15 protein-coding genes are annotated in these 21,093 nt (G+C 52.2%); 5 read left to right on the top strand and 10 right to left on the bottom strand.

Annotation, left to right across the window (positions count from 1 at the left end):
• Window positions 1–129 precede the first annotated feature (129 nt).
• From ACTRXD_RS13945 to ACTRXD_RS13915, 7 genes are all read right to left on the bottom strand, one after another.
• Window positions 130–1,503 (bottom strand): porin, encoded by a 1,374-nt coding sequence (locus tag ACTRXD_RS13945; protein ID WP_442432405.1) that lies wholly within the window; start codon window positions 1,501–1,503, stop codon window positions 130–132.
• Between the two features lie 273 nt (window positions 1,504–1,776).
• Complete coding sequence (locus ACTRXD_RS13940) at window positions 1,777–3,159, bottom strand: porin (RefSeq protein WP_442432404.1); 1,383 nt, start codon at window positions 3,157–3,159, stop codon at window positions 1,777–1,779.
• Window positions 3,160–3,244: 85 nt separating this feature from the next.
• Window positions 3,245–4,114: a phosphate ABC transporter ATP-binding protein gene (locus tag ACTRXD_RS13935; RefSeq protein WP_442432403.1), complete on the bottom strand. Its 870-nt coding sequence runs from the start codon at window positions 4,112–4,114 to the stop codon at window positions 3,245–3,247.
• A complete protein-coding gene (gene pstA / locus ACTRXD_RS13930) occupies window positions 4,084–4,902 on the bottom strand; it encodes a phosphate ABC transporter permease PstA (RefSeq protein WP_442432402.1) in 819 nt (272 codons plus the stop codon). Before pstA ends, ACTRXD_RS13935 begins: the two co-directional genes overlap by 31 nt.
• A 19-nt stretch (window positions 4,903–4,921) precedes the next feature.
• On the bottom strand, window positions 4,922–5,746 hold the full coding sequence (pstC, locus tag ACTRXD_RS13925) for a phosphate ABC transporter permease subunit PstC (RefSeq protein WP_442432401.1): 825 nt from the start codon (window positions 5,744–5,746) through the stop codon (window positions 4,922–4,924).
• A 19-nt stretch (window positions 5,747–5,765) separates the two neighbouring features.
• Window positions 5,766–6,611, bottom strand: coding sequence for a phosphate ABC transporter substrate-binding protein (locus ACTRXD_RS13920; protein ID WP_442432400.1), 846 nt, complete (start codon window positions 6,609–6,611; stop codon window positions 5,766–5,768).
• Between the two features lie 29 nt (window positions 6,612–6,640).
• Window positions 6,641–6,895, bottom strand: a complete 255-nt coding sequence (locus ACTRXD_RS13915) for an ArsR/SmtB family transcription factor (RefSeq protein WP_442432399.1) — start codon at window positions 6,893–6,895, stop codon at window positions 6,641–6,643.
• Between the two features lie 425 nt (window positions 6,896–7,320).
• Between ACTRXD_RS13915 and ACTRXD_RS13910 the strand changes: the two genes are divergently transcribed.
• Window positions 7,321–8,367 carry a PstS family phosphate ABC transporter substrate-binding protein gene (locus tag ACTRXD_RS13910; RefSeq protein WP_442432398.1) on the top strand — a complete coding sequence of 349 codons (1,047 nt, stop codon included), beginning with the start codon at window positions 7,321–7,323 and terminating at the stop codon, window positions 8,365–8,367.
• A 289-nt stretch (window positions 8,368–8,656) separates the two neighbouring features.
• Here the strand turns inward: ACTRXD_RS13910 and ACTRXD_RS13905 are convergent, their stop codons facing one another.
• The 3 genes from ACTRXD_RS13905 to ACTRXD_RS13895 are packed head-to-tail and all read right to left on the bottom strand — an operon-like array spanning window position 8,657 to window position 15,543.
• Window positions 8,657–9,547, bottom strand: coding sequence for a transglutaminase family protein (locus tag ACTRXD_RS13905; protein WP_442432397.1), 891 nt, complete (start codon window positions 9,545–9,547; stop codon window positions 8,657–8,659).
• Window positions 9,544–12,156 carry a circularly permuted type 2 ATP-grasp protein gene (locus tag ACTRXD_RS13900; RefSeq protein ID WP_442432396.1) on the bottom strand — a complete coding sequence of 871 codons (2,613 nt, stop codon included), beginning with the start codon at window positions 12,154–12,156 and terminating at the stop codon, window positions 9,544–9,546. Before ACTRXD_RS13900 ends, ACTRXD_RS13905 begins: the two co-directional genes overlap by 4 nt.
• A 54-nt stretch (window positions 12,157–12,210) precedes the next feature.
• Window positions 12,211–15,543 carry a transglutaminase family protein gene (locus ACTRXD_RS13895; protein ID WP_442432395.1) on the bottom strand — a complete coding sequence of 1,111 codons (3,333 nt, stop codon included), beginning with the start codon at window positions 15,541–15,543 and terminating at the stop codon, window positions 12,211–12,213.
• Between the two features lie 296 nt (window positions 15,544–15,839).
• Between ACTRXD_RS13895 and ACTRXD_RS13890 the strand changes: the two genes are divergently transcribed.
• From ACTRXD_RS13890 to ACTRXD_RS13875, 4 genes are all read left to right on the top strand, one after another.
• Window positions 15,840–17,300, top strand: a complete 1,461-nt coding sequence (locus ACTRXD_RS13890) for a circularly permuted type 2 ATP-grasp protein (RefSeq protein WP_442432394.1) — start codon at window positions 15,840–15,842, stop codon at window positions 17,298–17,300.
• Window positions 17,301–17,303: 3 nt separating this feature from the next.
• Window positions 17,304–18,293 carry an alpha-E domain-containing protein gene (locus tag ACTRXD_RS13885; protein ID WP_442432393.1) on the top strand — a complete coding sequence of 330 codons (990 nt, stop codon included), beginning with the start codon at window positions 17,304–17,306 and terminating at the stop codon, window positions 18,291–18,293.
• A 365-nt stretch (window positions 18,294–18,658) separates the two neighbouring features.
• Window positions 18,659–20,863, top strand: coding sequence for a B12-binding domain-containing radical SAM protein (locus ACTRXD_RS13880; RefSeq protein WP_442432392.1), 2,205 nt, complete (start codon window positions 18,659–18,661; stop codon window positions 20,861–20,863).
• Window positions 20,864–20,903: 40 nt separating this feature from the next.
• Window positions 20,904–21,093 (top strand): hypothetical protein (locus ACTRXD_RS13875; protein WP_442432391.1); only part of this gene is annotated, 190 nt, incomplete at its 3' end.

Raw genomic sequence — 21,093 nt, 5'->3', positions numbered from 1 at the left:
TCGTAGGAGATTATGCGAGTCTTCCATTTCATCGATTGATACAAGGGAAGAACAGGCCTCTCCCGGATGAGAACCGACAGAGGCCTGTTTGTGGGACGCGAGGAGGAGTGCCTTTGCGTCCCGATGAAATTAGAACGAGACGTCCCATTGTAGACGGACCCGTTGTTCATGTTGATTCTGACCAGCGGGTTGGGCCAGTGTAAGCCAGGACCCATCGAGTGTGATCTTGTTTTTATGTCCTGCGAAGAACCAGTTGATGGCCGTGGTATATTCCTGCCGTCGATCATTGGGCGCGGAGATGTTGGGGTCGACGAAGGCATAGCGGAAGGCCACTTCCAACGGTTTGGGCACCGCCGGAATGAGACCATGGGGGAAATACCCGACCTGCGAATAACTTCCCATCATGTTGGTCTTATGGCCAGGCGCCCCCTCTGCATAGCTGTTGTCCTTGACCTCTTTCCAATGGTATTCATGTTGAATGGACAGCCCCCGCCATTTGAACGCGAATTCCTCCACCATGCCCTGAACCCGGTATTGCCCGGCTTTCGCGTTGGAATCAGAGGTGTAGGGCACGCCGGCCGAATTGTCCTCGGGCAACGTGCCGCATCCGCTTGAGGACCACCGGGTACATTTGCCGATCGTGGTATAGGCCCCGAAGGCCACGCTTCCCGTGGGTTGCTCATGAAATTCCACGTCACTTTGTGACCATTTTAAATCGCGGCCAAGGAAATTCCATTGGTACCGTCCGAAATACATCATGTTGGCGTCGTCGTTGGCTTCTCCCCGGCCGGAGCCGGTAAAGACGCCGGCATAATACCGGGAGTCAAAGGCCGTCCCAGGTGCCAAATGACCGTACAGCATGGCTCCGACCTGTCGGTCGATGGTAAAGATCTCATTGACGATTGATCGTTCCACGAACTGCTGGTTGCCCGACGAGTCTCTTCGTTCCCGGTTATAGTCGACTTTCCATTGCCCGAGTTGGAGTGAGAGGAATTTGAACTTCTCTAAGCTAATCCGCCAGTCGATTAATCTGGTCGATCCTGGTGATCCACCGGCATTGGAAGTGGATTGCAAGTCCAACTCGAAATAGTACTTGATCCAGGGTTGATAGCCATGCCCGCCGATTTTCATTCGAACCCGGCGAAGTTCCAGTGTACTCTGTGGACCCTCATTAAAATCTGCGGCAGATATCGGATCTCCGTTAGTGGGATACGTAAAGCGGCCCTGGAACCTCCATTGGAGCTGAGTGGCAAATTTGCCATCCTTTGTTTTAAATTCAAACCCCTTACTGCCCCAACCGACATCAACAGGAAATTTATCGTCAAACGCCTTTTGCTGCTCCACAGCTTTTTTCTCTTCTGCCGCCTCAATCTTGATCCAATCTTCTTTCGTGAGCACCTCTTTTTCGCGCAACACATCGATCAGGGCGTCACTGGCCTGGACATTCGGCTGAAGGAACAAGCTTAGGCACGCCATTGTCGTGAACAACCAAAAAACTTTCATGCAAACGACCTCCCCTTAAAAAGTAAGCTCCTACGGTTTGTAATCGAGTGGAAAATTAGATTCATTCTGGAAGGGAGAGTACCCCGAGGTTGTTACGAAAGCGTTAAGTTGAGGTCAAGGAGAGGTAAAAAGGAGGGGATCAATTTGCCGGTCTATTGAGTGGCATCAACTTGGATGAGTGTGTTTGAGAAGGAATGGGTGTGGCAGAGAAAGTAAGAAGATAGAGAAAGTGTGAAAGCGAGAAAATGGAAGGGAGAGAGATGAACAAAATATTTAAAACGAGACGTCCCATTGCAGGCGGACCCGCTGCTCATGTTGGTTCTGACCTGCCGGCTGGGAAAGTGTAAGCCAGGACCCATCGACGGTGATCTTGTTTCGATGCCCGGCAAAAAACCAATTGATGGCGGTGGTGTATTCCTGTCGCCGGTCATTGGGAGCGGAGATGTTGGGATCGACGAAGGCATAGCGGAAGGCCACTTCCAATGGTTTGGGCACCGCCGGAATGAGATAGTGGGGGAAATACCCGACCTGCGAATAACTTCCCATCATGTTGGTCTTATAGCCTGGCGCACCTTCCGGATAGCTGTCATCCTTGACCTCCTTCCAATGGTATTCATGTTGAATGGAGAGCCCCCGCCATTTGAAGGCAAATTCCTCCACCATGCCTTGCACCCGGTATTGTCCGGCTGTTGCAGCAGAATCGGACGTATAGGGCACACCGGCGGAATTGTCTTCTGGCAACGTGCCGCATCCGCTCGATGACCATCGGGTGCATTTGCCAATCGTGGTGTAGGCTCCGAAGGCCACGCTTCCTGTGGGTAGCTCATGAAATTCCACGTCACTTTGTGACCATTTTAGGTCGCGTCCAAGGAAATTCCATTGGTACCGTCCGAAATACATCATGTTGGCGTCGTCGTTGGATTCTCCCCGGCCGGATCCGGTAAAGACGCCGGCATAATAGCGGGAGTCAAAGGCCGTCCCGGGCGCTACATGGCCATACAGCATGGCTCCGACCTGTCGGTCGATGGTAAAGATCTCATTGACGATGGATCGTTCCACGAACTGCTGATTGCCGGACGAGTCTCTCCGTTCCCGGTTATAATCGACTTTCCATTGCCCCACTTGCAGGGAAAGGAACGAAAATTTTTCGAGCGAGATCCGCCAATCGAGCAATTGGGGACTTGCATTGGAACTGCCGGATTCCGAAGTGGACTGCCAATTTATTTCGAAATAATATCTAATCCAGGGTTGAAAGCCATGCCCGCCGACTTTCATCCGAACCCGTCGAAGTTGAAAGGTACTCTGTGGGTCTTCATTAAAGTCTGCAGCAGAGATAGGATCTGAATCCGTGGGATAGGACCAACGTCCTTGAAACCGCCATTGAATCTGGGTGGCAAATTGACCATCCTTGGTTGAAAATTCAAACCCTCTTCTTCCGTATCCCACCGTAACCGGAAACTCTTGATCCATACGGGTATTGAGTTCTTGCTCTCTTTTTTCCTGCTCGGCCTGAATGCGGACCCAATCTTCCTTGGTAATGATTCCTTTTTCCAGTAACACATTCTCCAGACTGTCTTCATAGAGAGGGTCCACGGCCCAGGCTTGGGTTTGGGCTAGAAGCCCGTAACATACCAATGCCATAAACAGGTGTTTCATTCCTATGTTCTCCAATGAGTCGTGACGGCAGGAGATCGAAGTTGAAGTGAGAAATTACAATATTAGCAGGTGTGGCACAAGAAATTTATCCTCTGGCACCGGAAATATAGGCTGCGGTGAGTTCATGTGCGGGAGTCTCAAATATGGCTTGGGCGGTGTCGTATTCGATGAGTGTGCCAATCCCGTCACATGACCAAAAAAATGCGATGTGGTCGGCAATGCGACGAGCCTGGGCCAAGTTGTGAGTGACAATAATGACGGTAACATGACCTCGCAAGGCGACGATCAGATCTTCAACGATTCCGCTGGACAAGGGATCCAGGGCACTGCAGGGCTCATCAAGTAGAATGACATCCGGCGCCAACACAAGTGCTCTTGCCAGGCAGAGTCTCTGTTGTTGTCCTCCTGACAAGGCTTGAGCGGGATGGTCGAGCCGGTCTTTGACTTCATCCCAGAGACCAACTTGCTGGAGGACTTTTGCCATGGCGGAGGCCAAGAGTGTGCGATCACATGTTCCGTGTTCACGGAGAGGGAGTTCAAGATTTTTGCGGATCGAAAATGGGAAGACGGTGGGTTTTTGAAAAATCATTCCCACGGTACGGCGCAATTGAAGGACATCGGTCGTCGGGGCGAGGACATCCAGTTCCTGTATGTGCAGGTTCCCCGAAACCTGGCATCCTGGTATCAAATCCGTTAAGCGATTGAGGCTCGTGAGAAAACTGGTTTTCCCGCAACCTGACGGCCCCACTAACGCCGTAATGCATCCCCGATGGATTTCAAGAGTGACATTCTGAAGGACCTGATGACCCTGATAGGCGATAGAAAGATTTTTCGCGTGAATATGGGGGATAGGGTCACAGCAGGGTTCCGTGGATGGGTAGGGGAGCCATGCTCTGAACCCTGACCGTTCCTCGGGATCAGGAATTATGCGGGGAGTTGATTGAATGACATCCATCGTGCGGCAATCCGGGAAGAAGAAAGATTAATGATGAACAAGAGACCCACCAAAATGAGACCGGTGGCATAGGCATGGGGGTTGCCCCCGGCCACATTCATGGCCAGATCGTAAATGTGCACAGCAAGAGATCGTCCTGAGTCCATCAACGATTCCGGCATGCGATCCACGTATCCACTGGTAAAAATCAAGGCTGCGGTTTCTGCAATGGCTCGTCCGAGTCCGAGGATGACTCCCACGAAAAGGCCGGGCATGGCAGCAGGGAGGAGAATGGTTCGAATAGTGGTCGGCTTTGAAAGGCCAAGGGCCGCTGCGGATAATCGTTGTTCATTGGAAATGGCGCGAAAACTTTCTTCCACCGTCCGAATCAAAATCGGTAACACCATACAGGCCAATGTCAGCCCTCCAGACAGAATGGAAAATCCCAATCCAAGGATTTGGCAGAATAGGGCGTTGCCAAACAGTCCGAAGACAATGGACGGCACGCCTGCCAGCACATCCAGTGAGCCGCGGATCAGTCGGCCCAGGACATGATCATGACGGGTGTATTCGGAAAGAAACAGTGCGGTCCCCAATCCCAGAGGTAAGGCCACTCCCATGCACACTCCGAGGATCAACAGCGTGGATATGAGAATGGGGCCGATTCCGCCTTCCCGCCCTGCGTTCTGTGGAGCAGAGAACACGAAGTTGAATGACAGATGGTTCAACCCGTTCCAGAGTAAATCACCAATCAAGCAGAAAAATGGTACGGCGACCAGGGTGGCCGCCATATATATAATCGCGGTCATGGCATATTCTTGTAAGTATCTACTTTGCCGGAACATAGATTTTCCGATGTCGCAAGCCTTCTGCCAGGCTGACAATCAGGACGACGAGTCCCATGAGGAAGAGACCACTGACGAACAATGCGGCCCGGTGATCGGCCAACGCATAGGACATTTCCAGGGCAATGTTTGCTGTCAGGGTTCTGATCGGATCAAACAGATGGGACGGGGTTTGGACCACGTTTCCGCAGACCATCAGCACGGCCATGGTTTCTCCCAACGCTCGTGCCAATCCCAACAGGATACCGGTGAAGAGTCCAACTTTTGTTGTGGGAAGAACCACATGCCAAATTAATGACCCTCGACTGAATCCCAAGGCTGAGGCACTATGAATATAGGCGATGGGAATATGGGCAATGCTTGCGTGAGCCACTAACATGATGGTGGGTATGATCATGAGCGTCAGGATAAGGATGCCGGCCAGCAGACTCGTTCCGGGAGGATGCCAGCGGCCGATGATGGGAACCAGAACCACGAGACCCCAGAAGCCGAAAACGACTGAAGGAATTCCTGCCAGAAGTTCGACCATGCGCCGGTACCAGCGGCTTAGTAGAGGGGGAGCATAAAAATGACAAAAAATGGCTGACAGAATGCCAAGCGGGGCTGAGAGGAGGATCGCCCCGGTGGTCGCTGAGAGGGTTCCCCAAATCATAGCCGTCAGCCGATACGATTCATCAATAGGGTACCAATCGGGGTCGTGGAAAAAACGCGCAAGCCCAATATTCTGCAGTGCCGGCCAGGATTCATGAATGAGAAATGATACGACCAGTAGCAAGAGTCCACCAGCCATCAACGCGAGGAGGCGCACACTCCACGACAGCAGGAAATCACCCGTGGAGCGGGACGAAATATTGTTTGAGGATGAGATCATTGGCCTGAGAGGACCGCGCGAAATCAATAAAGGTTTTAATGAGTCCTGTAGGAAGAAACTTTGTTACAAGTATCAGGGGACGCGAGAGGGGAAACCTGCCTTCCCGGACCGTTTCAATCGTGGCGGGAATGTGTTGCAACGGTAATAATCGGATCGGAATGCCGTGTGTGGCATCATATTGTGCCGTTCCAATAGAGACATATCCAATCGCATGGGGGTTGCCGGCCACGGTTTTAATGCCTTGTTCATTGTCTCCGATGACCACATGAGCGTGAATGTCGCGATTGGAGATTTGGAAATAGTCCAGAAATAATTCCAAGGTGGAACGCCCTTCTGCTTTATTCACGACGGTAATGGGTGCCTCAGGTCCGCCAACCTGGTTCCAATGGGTGATTCCCCCGGTATACATAGCCCTGATTTGGTCATCGGTTAATTCCTGAACAGGATTTGATCGATGCAGGATGATGGTAATGCCATCTTGGGCAATGACCGATCCATGCAGATGGAGTTCTTGAGATTTCAGAGCACGAGATGTCATGCCAATGTCAGCGACTCCATTGATGACGTCAGCAATGCCGCGGGAAGAACCTCCCGTTTGGACATCGACCCGGACACCCGGATGACGTGTTTCAAATTGTTTGCCGATTTCCGCGACCAGGGGAGCCATGGTACTGGATCCGGTGATGACCAGCTTGTGTCCATCAGCCTGCGCAAGCGAGACATCTAACGACCAAATCGTGCAGAGTGCGATGACGCTTATGGTTGCAAGAAGGAAGACGGCACTACAAAAGTTTTTCAACATTGGTTTTTTCAAGAAAACACAGGACGATTTTAATCAAAAGAGATTTTGCAGCATCCAAGGTTGATGGCTTTACCATTCGTAGAATCGGCAACGTTTTCCGGCAGTTTGTAGACCATGGTTTTTCCCTCCCGTGTGGCTTCTACCAGGCTGTTATCCCGCAACACGCTTAAATGATGGGATAATAAACTTTGTTCCACTTCCAATTGTTCCATTAATTCCCCGACATTTTTTTGTCCGGACATGAGGGATTCAAGAACCGCCAAGCGCGTTGGATCTGATAGCACCTTGAGCCTGCTTGCACAGGAGGGATAAGTATTTTTGATTTTCATTGCGCGGGAAAATAGTGAATGGAAAGCCTAAGTAAATGAATATATATTCATATGAACAGTATTTAATATAAACGGTCGTTATGAGTCAAGATCAATTGGCACGGCAGGTCTGGCAGATCTTGTTCCCGGCCCGAATGTATTCTGAATGACCTGAGTGGACCGGCTCGTAAACTTCTCTCGTTGTGAACAATATGGGTTCCAGGACAAAAATTAACTTATTTGTAACATGCGTGACATTGGGCTGACATAAGCCATGGGTAAAATTTGTCCTGGAGGGATGATATGGAAGGGCGAGACGAATGACGCTCTTCCTCATGTCAAATGAATTCGGACGGCAACATGGCCTATCAGACCGGTCAATCATTCAACAAGGAGCGAATATGAGATTGAAGAGAAGCAAATTCCTTAAGGGGGCGATGTTGTTCGGATTGATATTCATAGTGCTGAGTTCTTTTGCCACGGCAGCAGACGACTTGTTTCCCAGTGTGGACCAACAGGTTCCCCAATATTCTCCACAAAGCCGTGTGTCGGGAAAAGTCGAAATCGACGGTTCCAATACCATGAAAACGATTTTGGAAACATGGAAGGACAAGCTGGAGAAAATTCATCCAGATTTAGAGATCAGTCTGAAGACGGACGGGTCCAACACGGGCGTTGAATCGTTAATGAGAGGGAAGACGAAGATAGCGGCCATGTCGCGTCCGATGACGAATCAAGAAATCGAGAAATTCACCAAACAGGTAGGCTACGAACCCACCTCGGTACCCGTTGCTGTCGATGCGTTTGCTATCTTTGTTCATAAGGATAACCCACTCGACCGCATTACGTTACAACAATTGGATGCGTTGTTCTCCTCGGACAGACGCCGTGGGGCTCCGGAGTCCATCGACACATGGGGGCAGCTGGGCCTTTCCGGGGAATGGGGAAACGCATCCATTGTTTCTCACATTCGGGATACGAAATCAGGGACCGGACAATTTTTCAGGGAATTGGTCTTGTTGGAGGGGAAAGACAAAGAGACGAGCGTTGTTCAACCTGGTGCCGCGTCCGTTGTTCATGCCGTCATGAATGATCTTTATGCTGTCGGCTATAGTGGAATCGGCTATCGCACCAATTCCGTTAAACCCTTACAGGTGGCAGCCGTTGATGGCGATCCATTTGTCGAACCGACATTTCAAACTGCAACCAATGGATCCTATCCACTTCATCGAGTGTTATATCTTTATGTGAATGACCCCCCGGGTGTGAAACACGCTCCTCTCCTCACCGAAATCGTTACATTCGCGGTGAGTCTGGAAGGCCAACAAGTGGTTGCTAAGTCAGGATTTTTTCCACTTCCAACCAAAGACCTGATTGCTGTGTCCGCAACCTGGACCAGACCGTTGGATTCGGTCTCTAACACAAGGGGACCGAAGGATTTCAAATAATCCGACCATGGTGGGGAAATTTTCCGGCAGCAAGCATGCCGGACTTCCTCTGAGGTTCTTAATTGGCCTTGCAGACGCCGGGAGTCAGTACCCGACAAGGAGCCTGATGTCAGACAGCATAAATGGGATGACGCTCTCGTTACAATAGAATGAGAGGGGCTTGTCTCATCATAGGCAAGTGCGTAAGGTATCTTTTTTGTCCCGAGGGAATGGGAGTGGGAATACTGACAGGAACGGGGACAGGGTTTCTCGAATGAAAAATGAAATTCTTATTGTTGCAGAATTGGGATTACACGAGTGAAGGATGTGAAGCGGGGCTGACGTCCACGGATACGGCGAGCGTATGCTGTCCGCCGCCAACCATGAAGCCATTAATCGGACTGACATCCCCATAGTCTCTTCCCCAGGCCAAGGTGATGTGTTCATCGCTGGGAATGATATTGTTGGTGGGATCAAAGTCCACCCAGCCAAGACCGGGACTCCATGCAGCTATCCAGGCATGTGAGGCATCGGCACCCACCAGTTTTTCCTGTCCTTCAGGTGGATGCGTCAGAAGGTATCCACTAATATAACGTGCGGGCAAACCCAGGCTGCGGAGTGCGGCAATTTCCAAATGGGCAAAGTCCTGGCAAACGCCCTTCCGTGAGGTGAGGACCTCATGAACCGGGGTGGAGACCTCGGTCACGCCTCCTTCGTACGTGAATTCCTCAAAAATTCGACTGGTTAATTCCATCACACCGGCCAGAAGCGGACGCCCGGATGGAAAAGATTCACGAACAAAATCATACGTGGCATCGTCAATGCTGATGTATGGGGAATCATACATAAATTGTTGGGCTTCCAGATTCGGCGGATCCAAGGGACTTTGGAGTTGTTGAATGACCTGTTCCCAAGGCGGACTTTGATCCAATGGTATCGGCTCCGGTTTGAGGACCTCCACGACGGTTTTGGCTTCGACGATCAATTGGGGATGGGGGGTTTGAATGGTCAGGTGAGTCATGGGATTGCCAAAATAATCCTCGCCTTCTGAACGGACCGATGGCGTGGGCTCCAACCTCATGGCTGATCGGAGGCAATGTTGTCGGGGATGGGACCGGGGAGTAAGACGTAAGACATGATGAGAAATGGCAACCGGCTGGGTGTAGGCGAAGGTGGTCCGGTGTGTCACCTGATATATCATGGAATGCCCTCAAGCCATTGAGGCCCTGAAATCCGTTGGGCCAACGAATGACTGAAAAAGGTATGAGCTACCACATCGGAGAGTTGATGCACATGTTGGTCAAGTTGTTTAAGTAGTCGTTCAAGCTTGATTCGCACGCCGGTTTTCGTCGTGAAGTGAGCAAGTTCCATCATGTCGGCCAATCGAATATCCGTGCACCCGCGTGTGGTGATCCGCTGTGCCGGGTTGAGGGAAGCAGAGGCTTCCTCCCGGGGCAACGCGTTGATGTGTGCCTCAATCGTCAATAACTGGAAAATAATTGAACGGGGGTTGGTATCGTCGGCCAAAAGCAAATCCAAGACTGCAGCGAGTTTGGCTTCAGCCTTGTATCGGGTTCGGTAGGTAATGGAGGCGTCGGCTAATTCCAGAAGCAGATTGAGGGCACCGGTTGTCTCCGGTGTTCCCCGTGATGCTAAATGATGCATGAGTTTGGATAAGTGTCTCACGCGTTCCAGGCGTCGTCCCATTTCCAGAAAACGCCAGGCATAGCTGCGGGTCATATTTTCCATGACCATGCCGTTGAGCGCTGCCAGATGTTGAATCATCCGGCTCAACAGTCGAATCGCATCATCGATGCTTTGTCCTTTTGTCTGTGCCCATTCCTTTGGCACACTGGTGAGTTCCATGAGAATGTTCCAGGTGTCGAGGGACAACCGGTGACGAACCAGTTCTGCGGTGCGCCGCACATTCTGGAGAATGGTTGCCAAGCCGTCCGGCGAATCCGGGTCAAATAAAATCGTTCGAAGTTCTGCCTCCACCGCGCTGGCTCCGCCTTCCACGGCCCGTTTAGCGCGTCGGGGCGATAAATGTTTTTGCATCACGAGTAGTGAAACCAAGCGATGCAGGGTCTCAGGATCATCTCCGATTCCCGCCTCTCCGCTCATGCGTGAGACCAGGCTTCGTAATAAACGGATCGCGCCTTCGGCGCGTTCGGTGTAACGTCCCAGCCAGAAGAGATTGTCAGCGGTTCGGCTGGGTAGATCCCGTCCTCCCCGTCGAAGCTGAAGCGTATGATGGGAAAGCGTGACGGCTACCGGGATATCAAGAGGACCGTTCGACTTCACCCAGGTGTCTTTACTGAAATCACCGGGTTCATGCCAGTGCCCACGGGGATCTGATCGAACCGACACGCGAGCGAGTCCACCCGGCATGACGGTATAGCCGTCCTTCGTGGCTGTCAGATAGATGCGGACAGTCATTGGGACCGGTTTGAGCTCATCCTGAGATGTCCAAAAGGGAGTCGTGGAGGGGGAAACGATTTCCCGTCCCACGTATTCATGCCCACGCCGGGCAATGGCTTGGGCCAGGGCTCCACGGTCTTCCTCGGTCAAGTCAGGTCCGAAGGAGGAGAGACGGTCGTGCGTAAGGCCACGCTTGGGTGTCAATACACGACGAATTAATAATCGGTTCATATTATCGAGCACATAGGCGCGCTCGTTGGCCTGTCCACACCACCAGGTGGCGACACTGGGGATTTTAAGTCCTTCACCAAAAAAGAATTTGGATAATGTCGGCAGAAAGCTTAAGAGGACTTCGCTTTCGATCAATCCACTGCCGAGCGCATTGGCTAATGTGACGTGTCCGGCTCGAATGGCTTGGAGTAACCCTGGGATACCCGTTGTGGATTCGGTCATCAATTCGAGAGGGTCGCACAGGTCCGAATAAATCCGGCGTAAGACCAGATCAACGGGCTTCAGACCATCGACCGTTTTCAGGAACAGCCGTTCATCGCGTACGGTCATGTCCGACCCTTCGACGATCGGGTAACCCAGATACCGAGCCAGATAGGCATGCTCAAAATAGGCCATATTTTCCGGGCCCGGCGAGAGCACGACCGCCAGGGGATCTTCACGTTGGGAAAACTGGAGAAAACTCTCGCTGAAGGTCTGGAAAAAAGAGGAAAGTCGTTGGACCTGAGTTCGGGCAAACAGGTTGGGTAAGGACCGTGAGACAATAATGCGATTTTCGAGAGCGAATCCGGCACCGGTGGGTGCTTCGGTACGATCACGCAAGACCCACCATTTCCCATCTGGCGCTCTCGCCACATCGAATGCCAGAAAATGTAAATAGGTGCCTCCTGCCACCGGGACACCATGGCAGGGCTGCAAAAACTGTGGATTCCCGAACACGACAGCAGGGGGTAAGGTTCCGTTTTTCAGCAATTGTTGCGGGCCATACAAATCGTTCAAAATATGGTTGAGGAGACGGGCTCGTTGAATTAAACCTGCTTCAAGATGTTGCCATTCCTCCTGGCTGATTAACAGTGGGAATAAGTCAAGCTGCCAGGGTCTGTCCCGTTGTCGTTCACTCTGACCGGCAAGATAGGTCATGCCGTCGTCTTTCAGCATTCGTGCGGCGGTTTCGTGGGCCAGACGGCGTTGGGTAGCGTCCAGGCTCCCGAATTGTTTCAACAGATTTTGCCAATGCGGACGAACAGACCCGTCAGAAGCCACGAGTTCATCAAAGGTATCCTGTTGAGGCGGGTACATCGTGGTGGGTTGGGAAAGGGAGTCCGGTGGTTCGGGAAAAGGGAAGGCCGCCATGAAATTGATCAGGGTGTTTCTCGTCAAGGGAAAATCAAAATTACCTTACCGTTTCCTGGATACACTGTCCACTGTATGTGATTAGGCAGGCCATCGAAGGTCCAGCGTACAAGGAAATTCAGGCCGGGAGGTATCTGGTGGTTCGGGATAGGGTCCCGCGGTATGACCAAAGGAATGAAACCTGGCCAACCGGCGGCTTTCGGCTTCATAGGCGTTGACGGGGAAATGTTCAAAGTTTCGTCCGCCCGGGTGGGCCACATGATAGGTACACCCGGCAACCGCCCGCCCGGCCCATTGATCGTAAATGTCAAAAGTCAGTGGGGCGTCAATTCCGATCTTTGGATGTAAACAGTTGGGAGGTTGCCAGGCTCGATATCGCACGCCGCCGACCGCCTCTCCTTGTCGTCCGGTTGGGATCATGGGCACGCGTTTGCCATTGCAGGCAATAACATAACGGTTTTCAGTTAAGCCGGACAGTTTGATCTGTAGGCGTTCGACCGAGGAATCCACATATCGGACGGTGCCACCAGGTGCTCCTTGCTCTCCCATGACATGCCAGGGTTCCAGAGCCTGTCGAACTTCCATCACCAGACTGCCATAGTTGATTGAGCCAAAGAGGGGAAAACGGAACTCCAGATGAGGTGCGAACCAGTCGTCTTGCAGTTCGTAACCGGAGCGATTCATTTCCTGGATGACTTCATGGAGATCCTGAGAGAGAAAGTGGGGGAGCATAAAACGATCATGAAGTTGGGTCCCCCATCGAACGAGGTTTCCCTGGTCCGGTGTTTTCCAGAAATTCGCAACGAGGGTCAGGAGCAGAACCTGTTGAGCCAGACTCATGCGTTCGTGGGGCGGCATTTCGAAGGCCCGGAATTCTACCAGTCCGAGTCGACCGGTCGGGCCATCCGGGGAATAGAGTTTGTCGATACAAATTTCCGTGCGATGCGTATTCCCCGTGACATCAATGAGCAGATTTCGAAAGATCCGATCGACCAACCATGGCCGTGGTGGTGCCCCGACGTTGGGAGCGGGGACTTGGGCAAATCCCAGTTCCAGTTCGTACAAGGAATCATGACGGGCCTCATCGATGCGGGGAGCCTGACTGGTGGGGCCTATGAAGAGACCGGAAAAGACATAGGAGAGAGAAGGATGCCGTTGCCAGTAAGCGATCATGCTGCGCAGGAGATCAGGCCGACGCAGAAAAGGACTGTCAGCAGGAGTGTTGCCTCCCATGACTACATGATTGCCTCCCCCGGTTCCCGTGTGTCGTCCATCCAACATGAACTTTTCCGTGCCTAATCGGCAGAGCCTCGCTTCTTCATAGATGGCCGTGGTAATCGCGACCATGTCCGCCCAATTTTTCGCGGGGTGGATATTCACCTCGAGCACTCCAGGATCAGGAGTGATTTTCAAAACGTTGATGCGAGGGTCATAGGGGGGCGTGTAGCCTTCCAGGTGAATTGGCTGGTTTAATTCCGCAGCGGTGTCCTTAACGACGGCGACCAGATCAAGATAATCTTCAGCTGATTCCAGGGGCGGCATGAATACGCAGAGGTGCCCGTTGCGAGGTTCCACCGTGAGAGATGCGCGAACCACACCTCCTGTGCCGATCCCGCTTTGCTGTCCCATGATTACTTGAGCCGGTTCATGTTGCCCTTCTTCTCCTCGTAGTTTTTTTAACCGGCGTTCCTGAAGAGAGGATTCCTGAATCGGATCGGGTAAGGGCCCTCGGATGTCGAAGGGGTCAGTCGGGATGATATAGGGATACTCTTTGGGATCAATAACCGGTAATGACGGGAGAGGCAATCGAAAGCCGATTGGCGAGTCACCCGGTACCAAAAACAAGTGCTGACTGCGTGTGGTCCATGCCGCAGTGACCCAGCGACGAGGTCCGTCCTTGGCATTCCAGCGTTGCAAGGGCAGGACATAGCCAGCCGGTTTGCCCAGACCCCGTTCATATACCTTAGCAAGCCGGGCACGAGCCATGGGGTCGTCGAGATTATTGGTGGCCGGTTCGAGATTTTCCGGCAGCTTTCGTTCCTGACCGATGAAATGCCAGGGATCTTCATAGACGGGTTGAATGGTTTTGGTGCCGACTTCTACCCGTTTGGCGATTCCTTGAATGAAGTGGTTGGCATCATCGGCGGAAATGTTTGAGTCCTGATTTTCTTTGGCAAAGAGTTGGTCTTCCTGCCAGATCGGTTTTCCATCCTGCCGCCAATAGAGGCTAAAGGCCCAGCGTGGCAACGGTTCGCCGGGGTACCATTTACCTTGGCCAAAGTGCAGAAGTCCGCCAGGGGCGAAACGGTCCCGTAAGCGTTTGATGAGATTCGCCGCCAATGGTCGTTTCGTCTCACCGACAGCCTCCGTATTCCATTCAGGCGCATCGGGATGATCAATGGAGATAAAGGTGGGTTCTCCTCCGATCGTGAGCCGGACATCGTTGATTGCCAATTCCTGATCCAGTCGTTGTCCAAAATGATCGATCGCCTGCCATTGTTCTTCTGTGTAGGGCTTGGTCACCCGTGGCGATTCCACAATACGGGTGACCGACATTTCATGAGAAAACGTCGTTTCACAAACCTCCATCGCTCCACTAATTGGCGTAGCGGTCAGAGGGTGAGGTGTGCAGGCCAGCGGGATGTGACCTTCTCCAGCCAACAGGCCGGACGTGGCATCCAATCCCACCCATCCGGCCCCCGGCAGATAGGCCTCTACCCAGGCGTGAAGGTCTGTAAAATCCCGATCGGTACCAGACGGACCGTCCAACGATTTCACGTCGGCGACAAGCTGAATCAAATAGCCGGAGACGAAACGACTGGCAATGCCCAGGTGGCGAAGGATCTGTACGAGGAGCCAACCGGTGTCCCGGCACGATCCACGTCCCAGTTCCAATGTTTCATCAGGAGTTTGCACACCGGGTTCCATGCGGACGACATAGTCGATTTGAGACTTCAGTTGCTGATTGAGACTCATTAAAAAGGGTACGGTCGGATCATCGTGTGGCGCGGTGAACTGTCGCAGCCATTCTTGCAGTCGCGGGCCTGGCGTTTCTTTGGCCAAATACGGCAGCAGGTCCTCTTTGACCAGGGGATCATAGTTGAAGGGGAGTGTCTCGGCGTCCGGCTCCAGAAAAAAATCAAATGGATTATAGATGACCATGTCGGCCACCAGGTCGACTTCCACATGAAATTCTTGAACCTTTTCAGGATAAATAATCCGTGCCAGATAGTTACCGTGAGGATCCTGTTGCCAGTTCAGGAAATAACCGCTGGGCTCAATCTTGAGTGCGTAACTTAGAATTGGAGTCCGGCTATGGGGAGCCGGTCGCAACCGGATGACGTGAGGTCCCATCTGAACGCGGCGATCGTAGTGATAATGCGTTTGGTGATTGAGTGCGACGTGGAGTGCCATGAAAAATCAATAGCCCAGGGAATACCTGTTTTGGTGAAAGAAAAGCGGAAAAATGAAATGACCACCTTCACATAACGTGTCAAAGGATCTTAGCACTCTCCTTCGTTCTTTGCACCATTCTCTTTCACCTGAACTATTCCCCCAATGATCCAATCACCGCGTCAGGACAAGGTTTGTATGGTTCGTGTTCTCTTGTTGAAATTGCTATTGTGTCGGTCGCCTATGCTACACTTTACACCGTAATTTTCGGTGAGATCGTCTTATTGCCCAGAGGCCACTGATCAAAGGATAGGGTTGTGAAATCGTTATTTGACCGCTATCAAATGAAACCGGGATTCGATGAAATGTTCGAGTCGACCGGGGTTCCACGCCGTCATTACCGGCGTCTCGTCGAACGGCTACGGAATTTCTCTTCGAAGGATCTGGAGTTGAAACGGCGTCAGGCCGATCAGGCGTTTTTGCGACAGGGGATTACGTTTACCGTCTATGGCGATCTCCAGCAAACGGAGAAGATTTTTCCTTTTGATCTGATGCCACGAATTATCCCGGATCTCGAATGGCGAGTTATTGAGGAGGGAATCCGCCAGCGCGTCATGGCCCTGAATATGTTTTTAGTGGACTTATATAGCGAGCAACGGATTTTGAACGATCACGTGGTGCCTCGTGAGCTCATAGAAAGTTCCGTGCATTTCCAGAAAGATTTAGTGGGTTTTTGTCCTCCCAAAGAGGTGTTCATTCATGTATCGGGAGTTGATTTGGTCCGGAACCATGAAGGCCAATACTATGTCCTGGAGGATAATCTCCGGACACCATCAGGCGTGTCGTACGTTCTGGAAAACCGACTGGTCATGAAGCAACTGTTTCCCAATCTGTTTGCCGACATGCAAGTCCGGCCTGTCGATCAATATCCGACGCAACTCCTGGAGAATCTCAAGTGGCTGGCTCCCCTCAGTAAGGAAAACCCGACCGTCGTCCTTTTGACTCCCGGTGTGTTTAACTCCGCCTACTTTGAACATTGCTTTTTATCCTTACAAATGGGGATTCAAATGGTGGAAGGCCGGGATCTGGTGGTGGAATCCGATGATAAGGTCTATATGAAGACCACCCAAGGTCTACAACAGGTGGATGTGATTTATCGCCGGGTGGATGATGCCTTCCTCGATCCTGAAGTGTTTCGCAAGGATTCCGTGTTAGGCGTTCCCGGCCTGGTCCGGGCCTATCGAGCAGGGAATGTGGGCCTGGCCAATGGCATCGGGAACGGGATCGCGGACGACAAGGCGGTCTATACCTTTGTGCCGAAAATGATCGACTACTATTTAAGTGAGAAACCCATTCTGCAAAATGTCCCCACGTATTTGTGCGGAAATCCTGAAGATCGGAAGTACGTATTGGAACATCTGGGATCATTGGTTGTGAAAGCCGTGGCGGAATCAGGCGGATACGGGATGTTGATGGGACCCAGTTCGACCAAGGCCGAGCAGGAGGAATTTCGGAAGAAAATAGAGACGGATCCGCGAAGTTACATTGCCCAGCCGGTGGTGACTCTTTCGCATCATCCGTGTGTCGTGGATGGAGAAGAGAATATGCGATTGGTCGGGAGGCATGTCGATCTTCGGCCCTTTGTGCTCTGGGGGGAAGAGATTTCCTTGTCGTTGGGAGGACTGACCCGTGTCGCGTTGAAGGAAGGCTCCCTGGTCGTGAATTCTTCGCAGGGCGGGGGAAGCAAGGATACATGGGTGCTCTATGGAGATGAATGAACCATGTTAAGCCGGACCGCAGAATCGTTTTTCTGGATCGGGCGCTCTGTGGAGCGGGCCGAATATACGGCCAGGTTCGTGGATGTGCATTTTCATTTGCTGACGGAGATTGCGACCCAGGAAGACCAGGCCAATATTTGGACACGATATTTGGAAGACACCGGTGAGCTGGAAGCCTTTACCAAAATTTTTGGGGAAGTTCAGACCAGACCGGTTATGGAATTTGTTACGCTTTGCCGGGACAATCCGAATTCGCTGACGAATCTCATTGCGGCCGCCAGAAACAGCGCCCGCGGGATCCAAGATCAGTTATCCAGTGAAGTCTGGCATTTTATGAATGATTTTTATCTCAGCCTCAAGGGAAAGACCGAATTTGATCTGTGGTCGGATACCCACGATTTGCTCAGATATGTGCGGAATACCTGCTACACGTTGGACGGGGTTGTCGGCAGCACGATGGTTCACGATGAGGGATGGAATTTTTACCGGTTGGGACTGAATATTGAACGGGGTGGACGGACCGCTCGACTCATTGATATTCCTGTCCTCAGTGATCCTACGACGGAACCCAGGAGAATTTCCGAATACCATCAGTGTTTAGCCGCATTGAAGTCGGCCAGTGCCTTCGAGGCCTATCGGAAATTTTATTCCACACAGTTGGTGCCGAAACGAATCGTTGAATTTCTCCTTTTTCATGATAAATTCCCTCGATCGGTCCGGTATACGACGGCGCAAATCAGTAAAGTCGTGGAACGGTTGGCGGGAAGTAGTCGAAGGGCTGAAACCCGTCAGGCGATCAGATTAAGTGGGGCCTTGGCGGCGGATCTGGAATTCGGTAGTCTGCAAGAGGTCTATTCTACAGGCCTATCGCATTTTCTGACCCAGGTGCTTGAGCATTTTGACCAGCTTTCCAACCTAATCGCGTTGGCCTTTTTCCGCACGAGTGGTTATTCCACCCTTTCTCAATCCCAAACCCAATCTCAAACCGGATAAAAGCGGTTTCCCTTGCGGGGAGGACCTTGCACCTAAACACGGCAGTTACAGCGCCTCTAGCCTGTTCATGCTTCGAGAGCCTCAGCACGAACGGGGTGCCGAAGTGGTCACCCGTTGGGTGAGAGTCCGTTCGCCCTGAGCGTCGCAGCTTCTGCGGCAGTCGAAGGGTTCCGAGATGGCCAACTGCCGTTTTTGGGTTGAATCTACCTTGAAAACTCCCAATATTCTCTTCTGCTCTGAGTTGTAGTCCAGGTCGAACTGGGGTAAGCTTTCTCTGTTTCCTTGACAAGGCCTTGCCACTCTCATAATGAAGCGAAGAGCGAATCATTGGTATTCGTGTTGTTCCCCCAGAATCTCACCATACCATGCCTGATTTATCTGTCCTGTTGGTGATCCCTCCTCTGACTCAACTCAATACGCCATATCCGTCCACGGCCTATTTGACGGGGTTCTTGCGGTCCCAAGGGTATCGCACGCATCAGGCTGATGTGGGCATTGAAATGGTGTTGGCCCTATTCTCCCGTGGTGGCCTGAGCCGGGTCTTTACCGAACTCCGGAAGACGTCCCTTGACGAACTGCCTGGTGAGGCGCGGCAAATGCTGAGTCTGGAGCGGGCGTATGTCGAGACGATTGATCCGGTGATTAGCTTTTTGCAGGGTCGAAATCCCACCTTGGCTTCGCGCATTTGTCAGGGCACCTTCCTTCCCCAAGGTCCACGCTTTTCCTTAAAGAGTTCAGAAAATCAAGATGGGAGACATCGTGCATACAATCAAGCCGACCAGGCTAAGCATCTGGCAACCTTGTATCTTGAAGATCTTGCCGACCTGGTTCAGGCCACCATTACGCCCCACTTTGCGTTGAGTCGCTATGCCGAATCCATTGCCATGCAGGCGAGTTCCTATGATCGTCTTGAGGAAGCCCTGGCCCAAACCATGAGTCTCACTGACGAGTGGATGATAGACGCGCTCTGGCGGCATGTGGACCGGCATCAACCCGCTGTCGTCGGGTTTTCGGTGCCGTTTCCCGGCAATCTGTATGGCGCTCTTCGCATGGGTCAACAATTGCGGGGCAGAAGGCCGGAGATCAAAGTCGTGCTTGGGGGAGGGTATCCCAATACGGAGTTGCGCCGGATACGGGACCCTCGACTGTTTGAAGTCGTTGATTTCGTGACCCTTGACGATGGGGAGCGGCCCTTTCTCTGTCTGTTGGAATACCTGGAAGGAAAGCGGAGAGGGCCGGATCTGTGCCGGACGTTTCTTCGTTCAGGGCAAACTGTCGTCTGGCAGGACGGAGCCGGCGAGCCGGATGTTTCGCAGGTCGAAGTGGGAACCCCAACGTACGATGGATTACCTCTCAATCAGTATATTTCCGTGTTGGATACGTTGAATCCCATGCATCGGCTCTGGTCCGATGGACATTGGAATAAATTAACGGTGGCGCACGGGTGTTACTGGAAGCAATGTACGTTCTGCGATGTAGGGCTGGATTACATCGGCCGGTATGAAGTCTCACCGGGCGAAGTGTTGGTGGATCGGATCGAAGCCCTGATCGCCGAAACCGGATGTTGCGGGTTTCACTTCGTGGATGAGGCCGCTCCCCCGGCGGGATTAAAAAATCTTGCGCTATCTCTGCTCGAACGGGAGGTTACCATTTCCTGGTGGGGAAACGTCCGGTTTGAACCGGCGTTTACGCCCGACCTCTGCCGTCTGCTCGCCGCCTCCGGCTGCATTGCCTTGAGCGCCGGTTTGGAAGCGGCGTGTGATCGTCTGCTGGCTTTGGTTAAAAAAGGTATCACCGTCGATCAGACGGTTCGGGTGGTTCAGGCCTGCCGGAACGCGGAGATTCTGGTGCATGCCTATCTCATGTACGGGCTTCCCAGTGAGACGATCGGGGAAACCATTGAAAGCCTCGAACGGGTACGCCAATTGTTTGCGCATGATCTCATTCAATCGGCCTTCTGGCATCGGTTTACCACCACCGCCCATAGTCCCATTGGTTTGAATCCCCAAGCCTACGGCATTCAACTTGTCGGTCCGGCATTCGGAGGGTTTGCAGAAAATGATTTGGTTCATGTGGATGACCTGGCATCAATGCCGGAATGGATCGGAGAGGGTCTGCGAGCGGCTCTATGGCATTACAAGGAAGGGCTGGAATTGACCCGTGATGTCCGTGAATGGTTTCCGGAGCGGGTCCCGAAACCAAAAGTTAAACGCTCCTGGGTCAAGCAGGTCTTGGAGAGCGAAGAGCGGGAAGATCATTCCAGGTTAGAGCGGAAATTCGTTTGGATCGGCGGGCAGCCGGATGTTGATCGGGGAAATGGCGAACAATACAAAATTATTTTGCCGAATCGAACAACAGATGAAGAAGTGAGGCTGAAGCGAGGCCAGGGGGAATGGTTTCTGAATCTGATCGAACGTGCCGTGCCGGTGCATCAAGCGGGGGGACATCGGTATCCTATCTATAAAGAAGTTCGGGCGGGCTTTCCGTTTGGCGGACCAAAGGGGTTTGATAAGTGGTGGCAGTCCGCTTCTGCCCACAAAGCCAGAGCCGTCGGCCTGCTGTTGGTGTAGGTTCCCGGCGCCCAATTGAGATTTCCTTGATAAGAACGTGATGGCGACAGGTATTTGTCAGTCGGGTTGGAAACAGATCCTTCGATTCTCTCAGGATAATGGTATGGACTCCCCCTTTAAGGACGGCATCGAGTGTGCCAAGCTGGATCACCATGTACCCAGCGTTCAACGAAAAGGAGGAGTCATCATGAAGCGTACAACAATTGGGATCGACATTGCGAAAAATGTTT

This window comes from Nitrospira sp. T9 (genome assembly GCF_052156535.1).
Lineage (GTDB): Bacteria > Nitrospirota > Nitrospiria > Nitrospirales > UBA8639 > Nitrospira_E.
Note: the sequence above shows the minus strand (reverse complement) of the source record. Positions and strands in the feature narration are given on the sequence as shown.

Bases quoted from the DNA above. Each gene is read 5' to 3' on its own strand.
- ACTRXD_RS13880 (WP_442432392.1), top strand. From the start codon at position 18,659: ATGCCTGATTTATCTGTCCTGTTGGTGATCCCTCCTCTGACTCAACTC.
- ACTRXD_RS13920 (WP_442432400.1), bottom strand. From the start codon at position 6,611: ATGTTGAAAAACTTTTGTAGTGCCGTCTTCCTTCTTGCAACCATAAGC.
- ACTRXD_RS13905 (WP_442432397.1), bottom strand. From the start codon at position 9,547: ATGATATATCAGGTGACACACCGGACCACCTTCGCCTACACCCAGCCG.
- ACTRXD_RS13885 (WP_442432393.1), top strand. From the start codon at position 17,304: ATGTTAAGCCGGACCGCAGAATCGTTTTTCTGGATCGGGCGCTCTGTG.
- ACTRXD_RS13940 (WP_442432404.1), bottom strand. From the start codon at position 3,159: ATGAAACACCTGTTTATGGCATTGGTATGTTACGGGCTTCTAGCCCAA.
- pstA (WP_442432402.1), bottom strand. From the start codon at position 4,902: ATGACCGCGATTATATATATGGCGGCCACCCTGGTCGCCGTACCATTT.
- ACTRXD_RS13945 (WP_442432405.1), bottom strand. From the start codon at position 1,503: ATGAAAGTTTTTTGGTTGTTCACGACAATGGCGTGCCTAAGCTTGTTC.
- ACTRXD_RS13895 (WP_442432395.1), bottom strand. From the start codon at position 15,543: ATGGCACTCCACGTCGCACTCAATCACCAAACGCATTATCACTACGAT.
- ACTRXD_RS13935 (WP_442432403.1), bottom strand. From the start codon at position 4,114: ATGGATGTCATTCAATCAACTCCCCGCATAATTCCTGATCCCGAGGAA.
- ACTRXD_RS13910 (WP_442432398.1), top strand. From the start codon at position 7,321: ATGAGATTGAAGAGAAGCAAATTCCTTAAGGGGGCGATGTTGTTCGGA.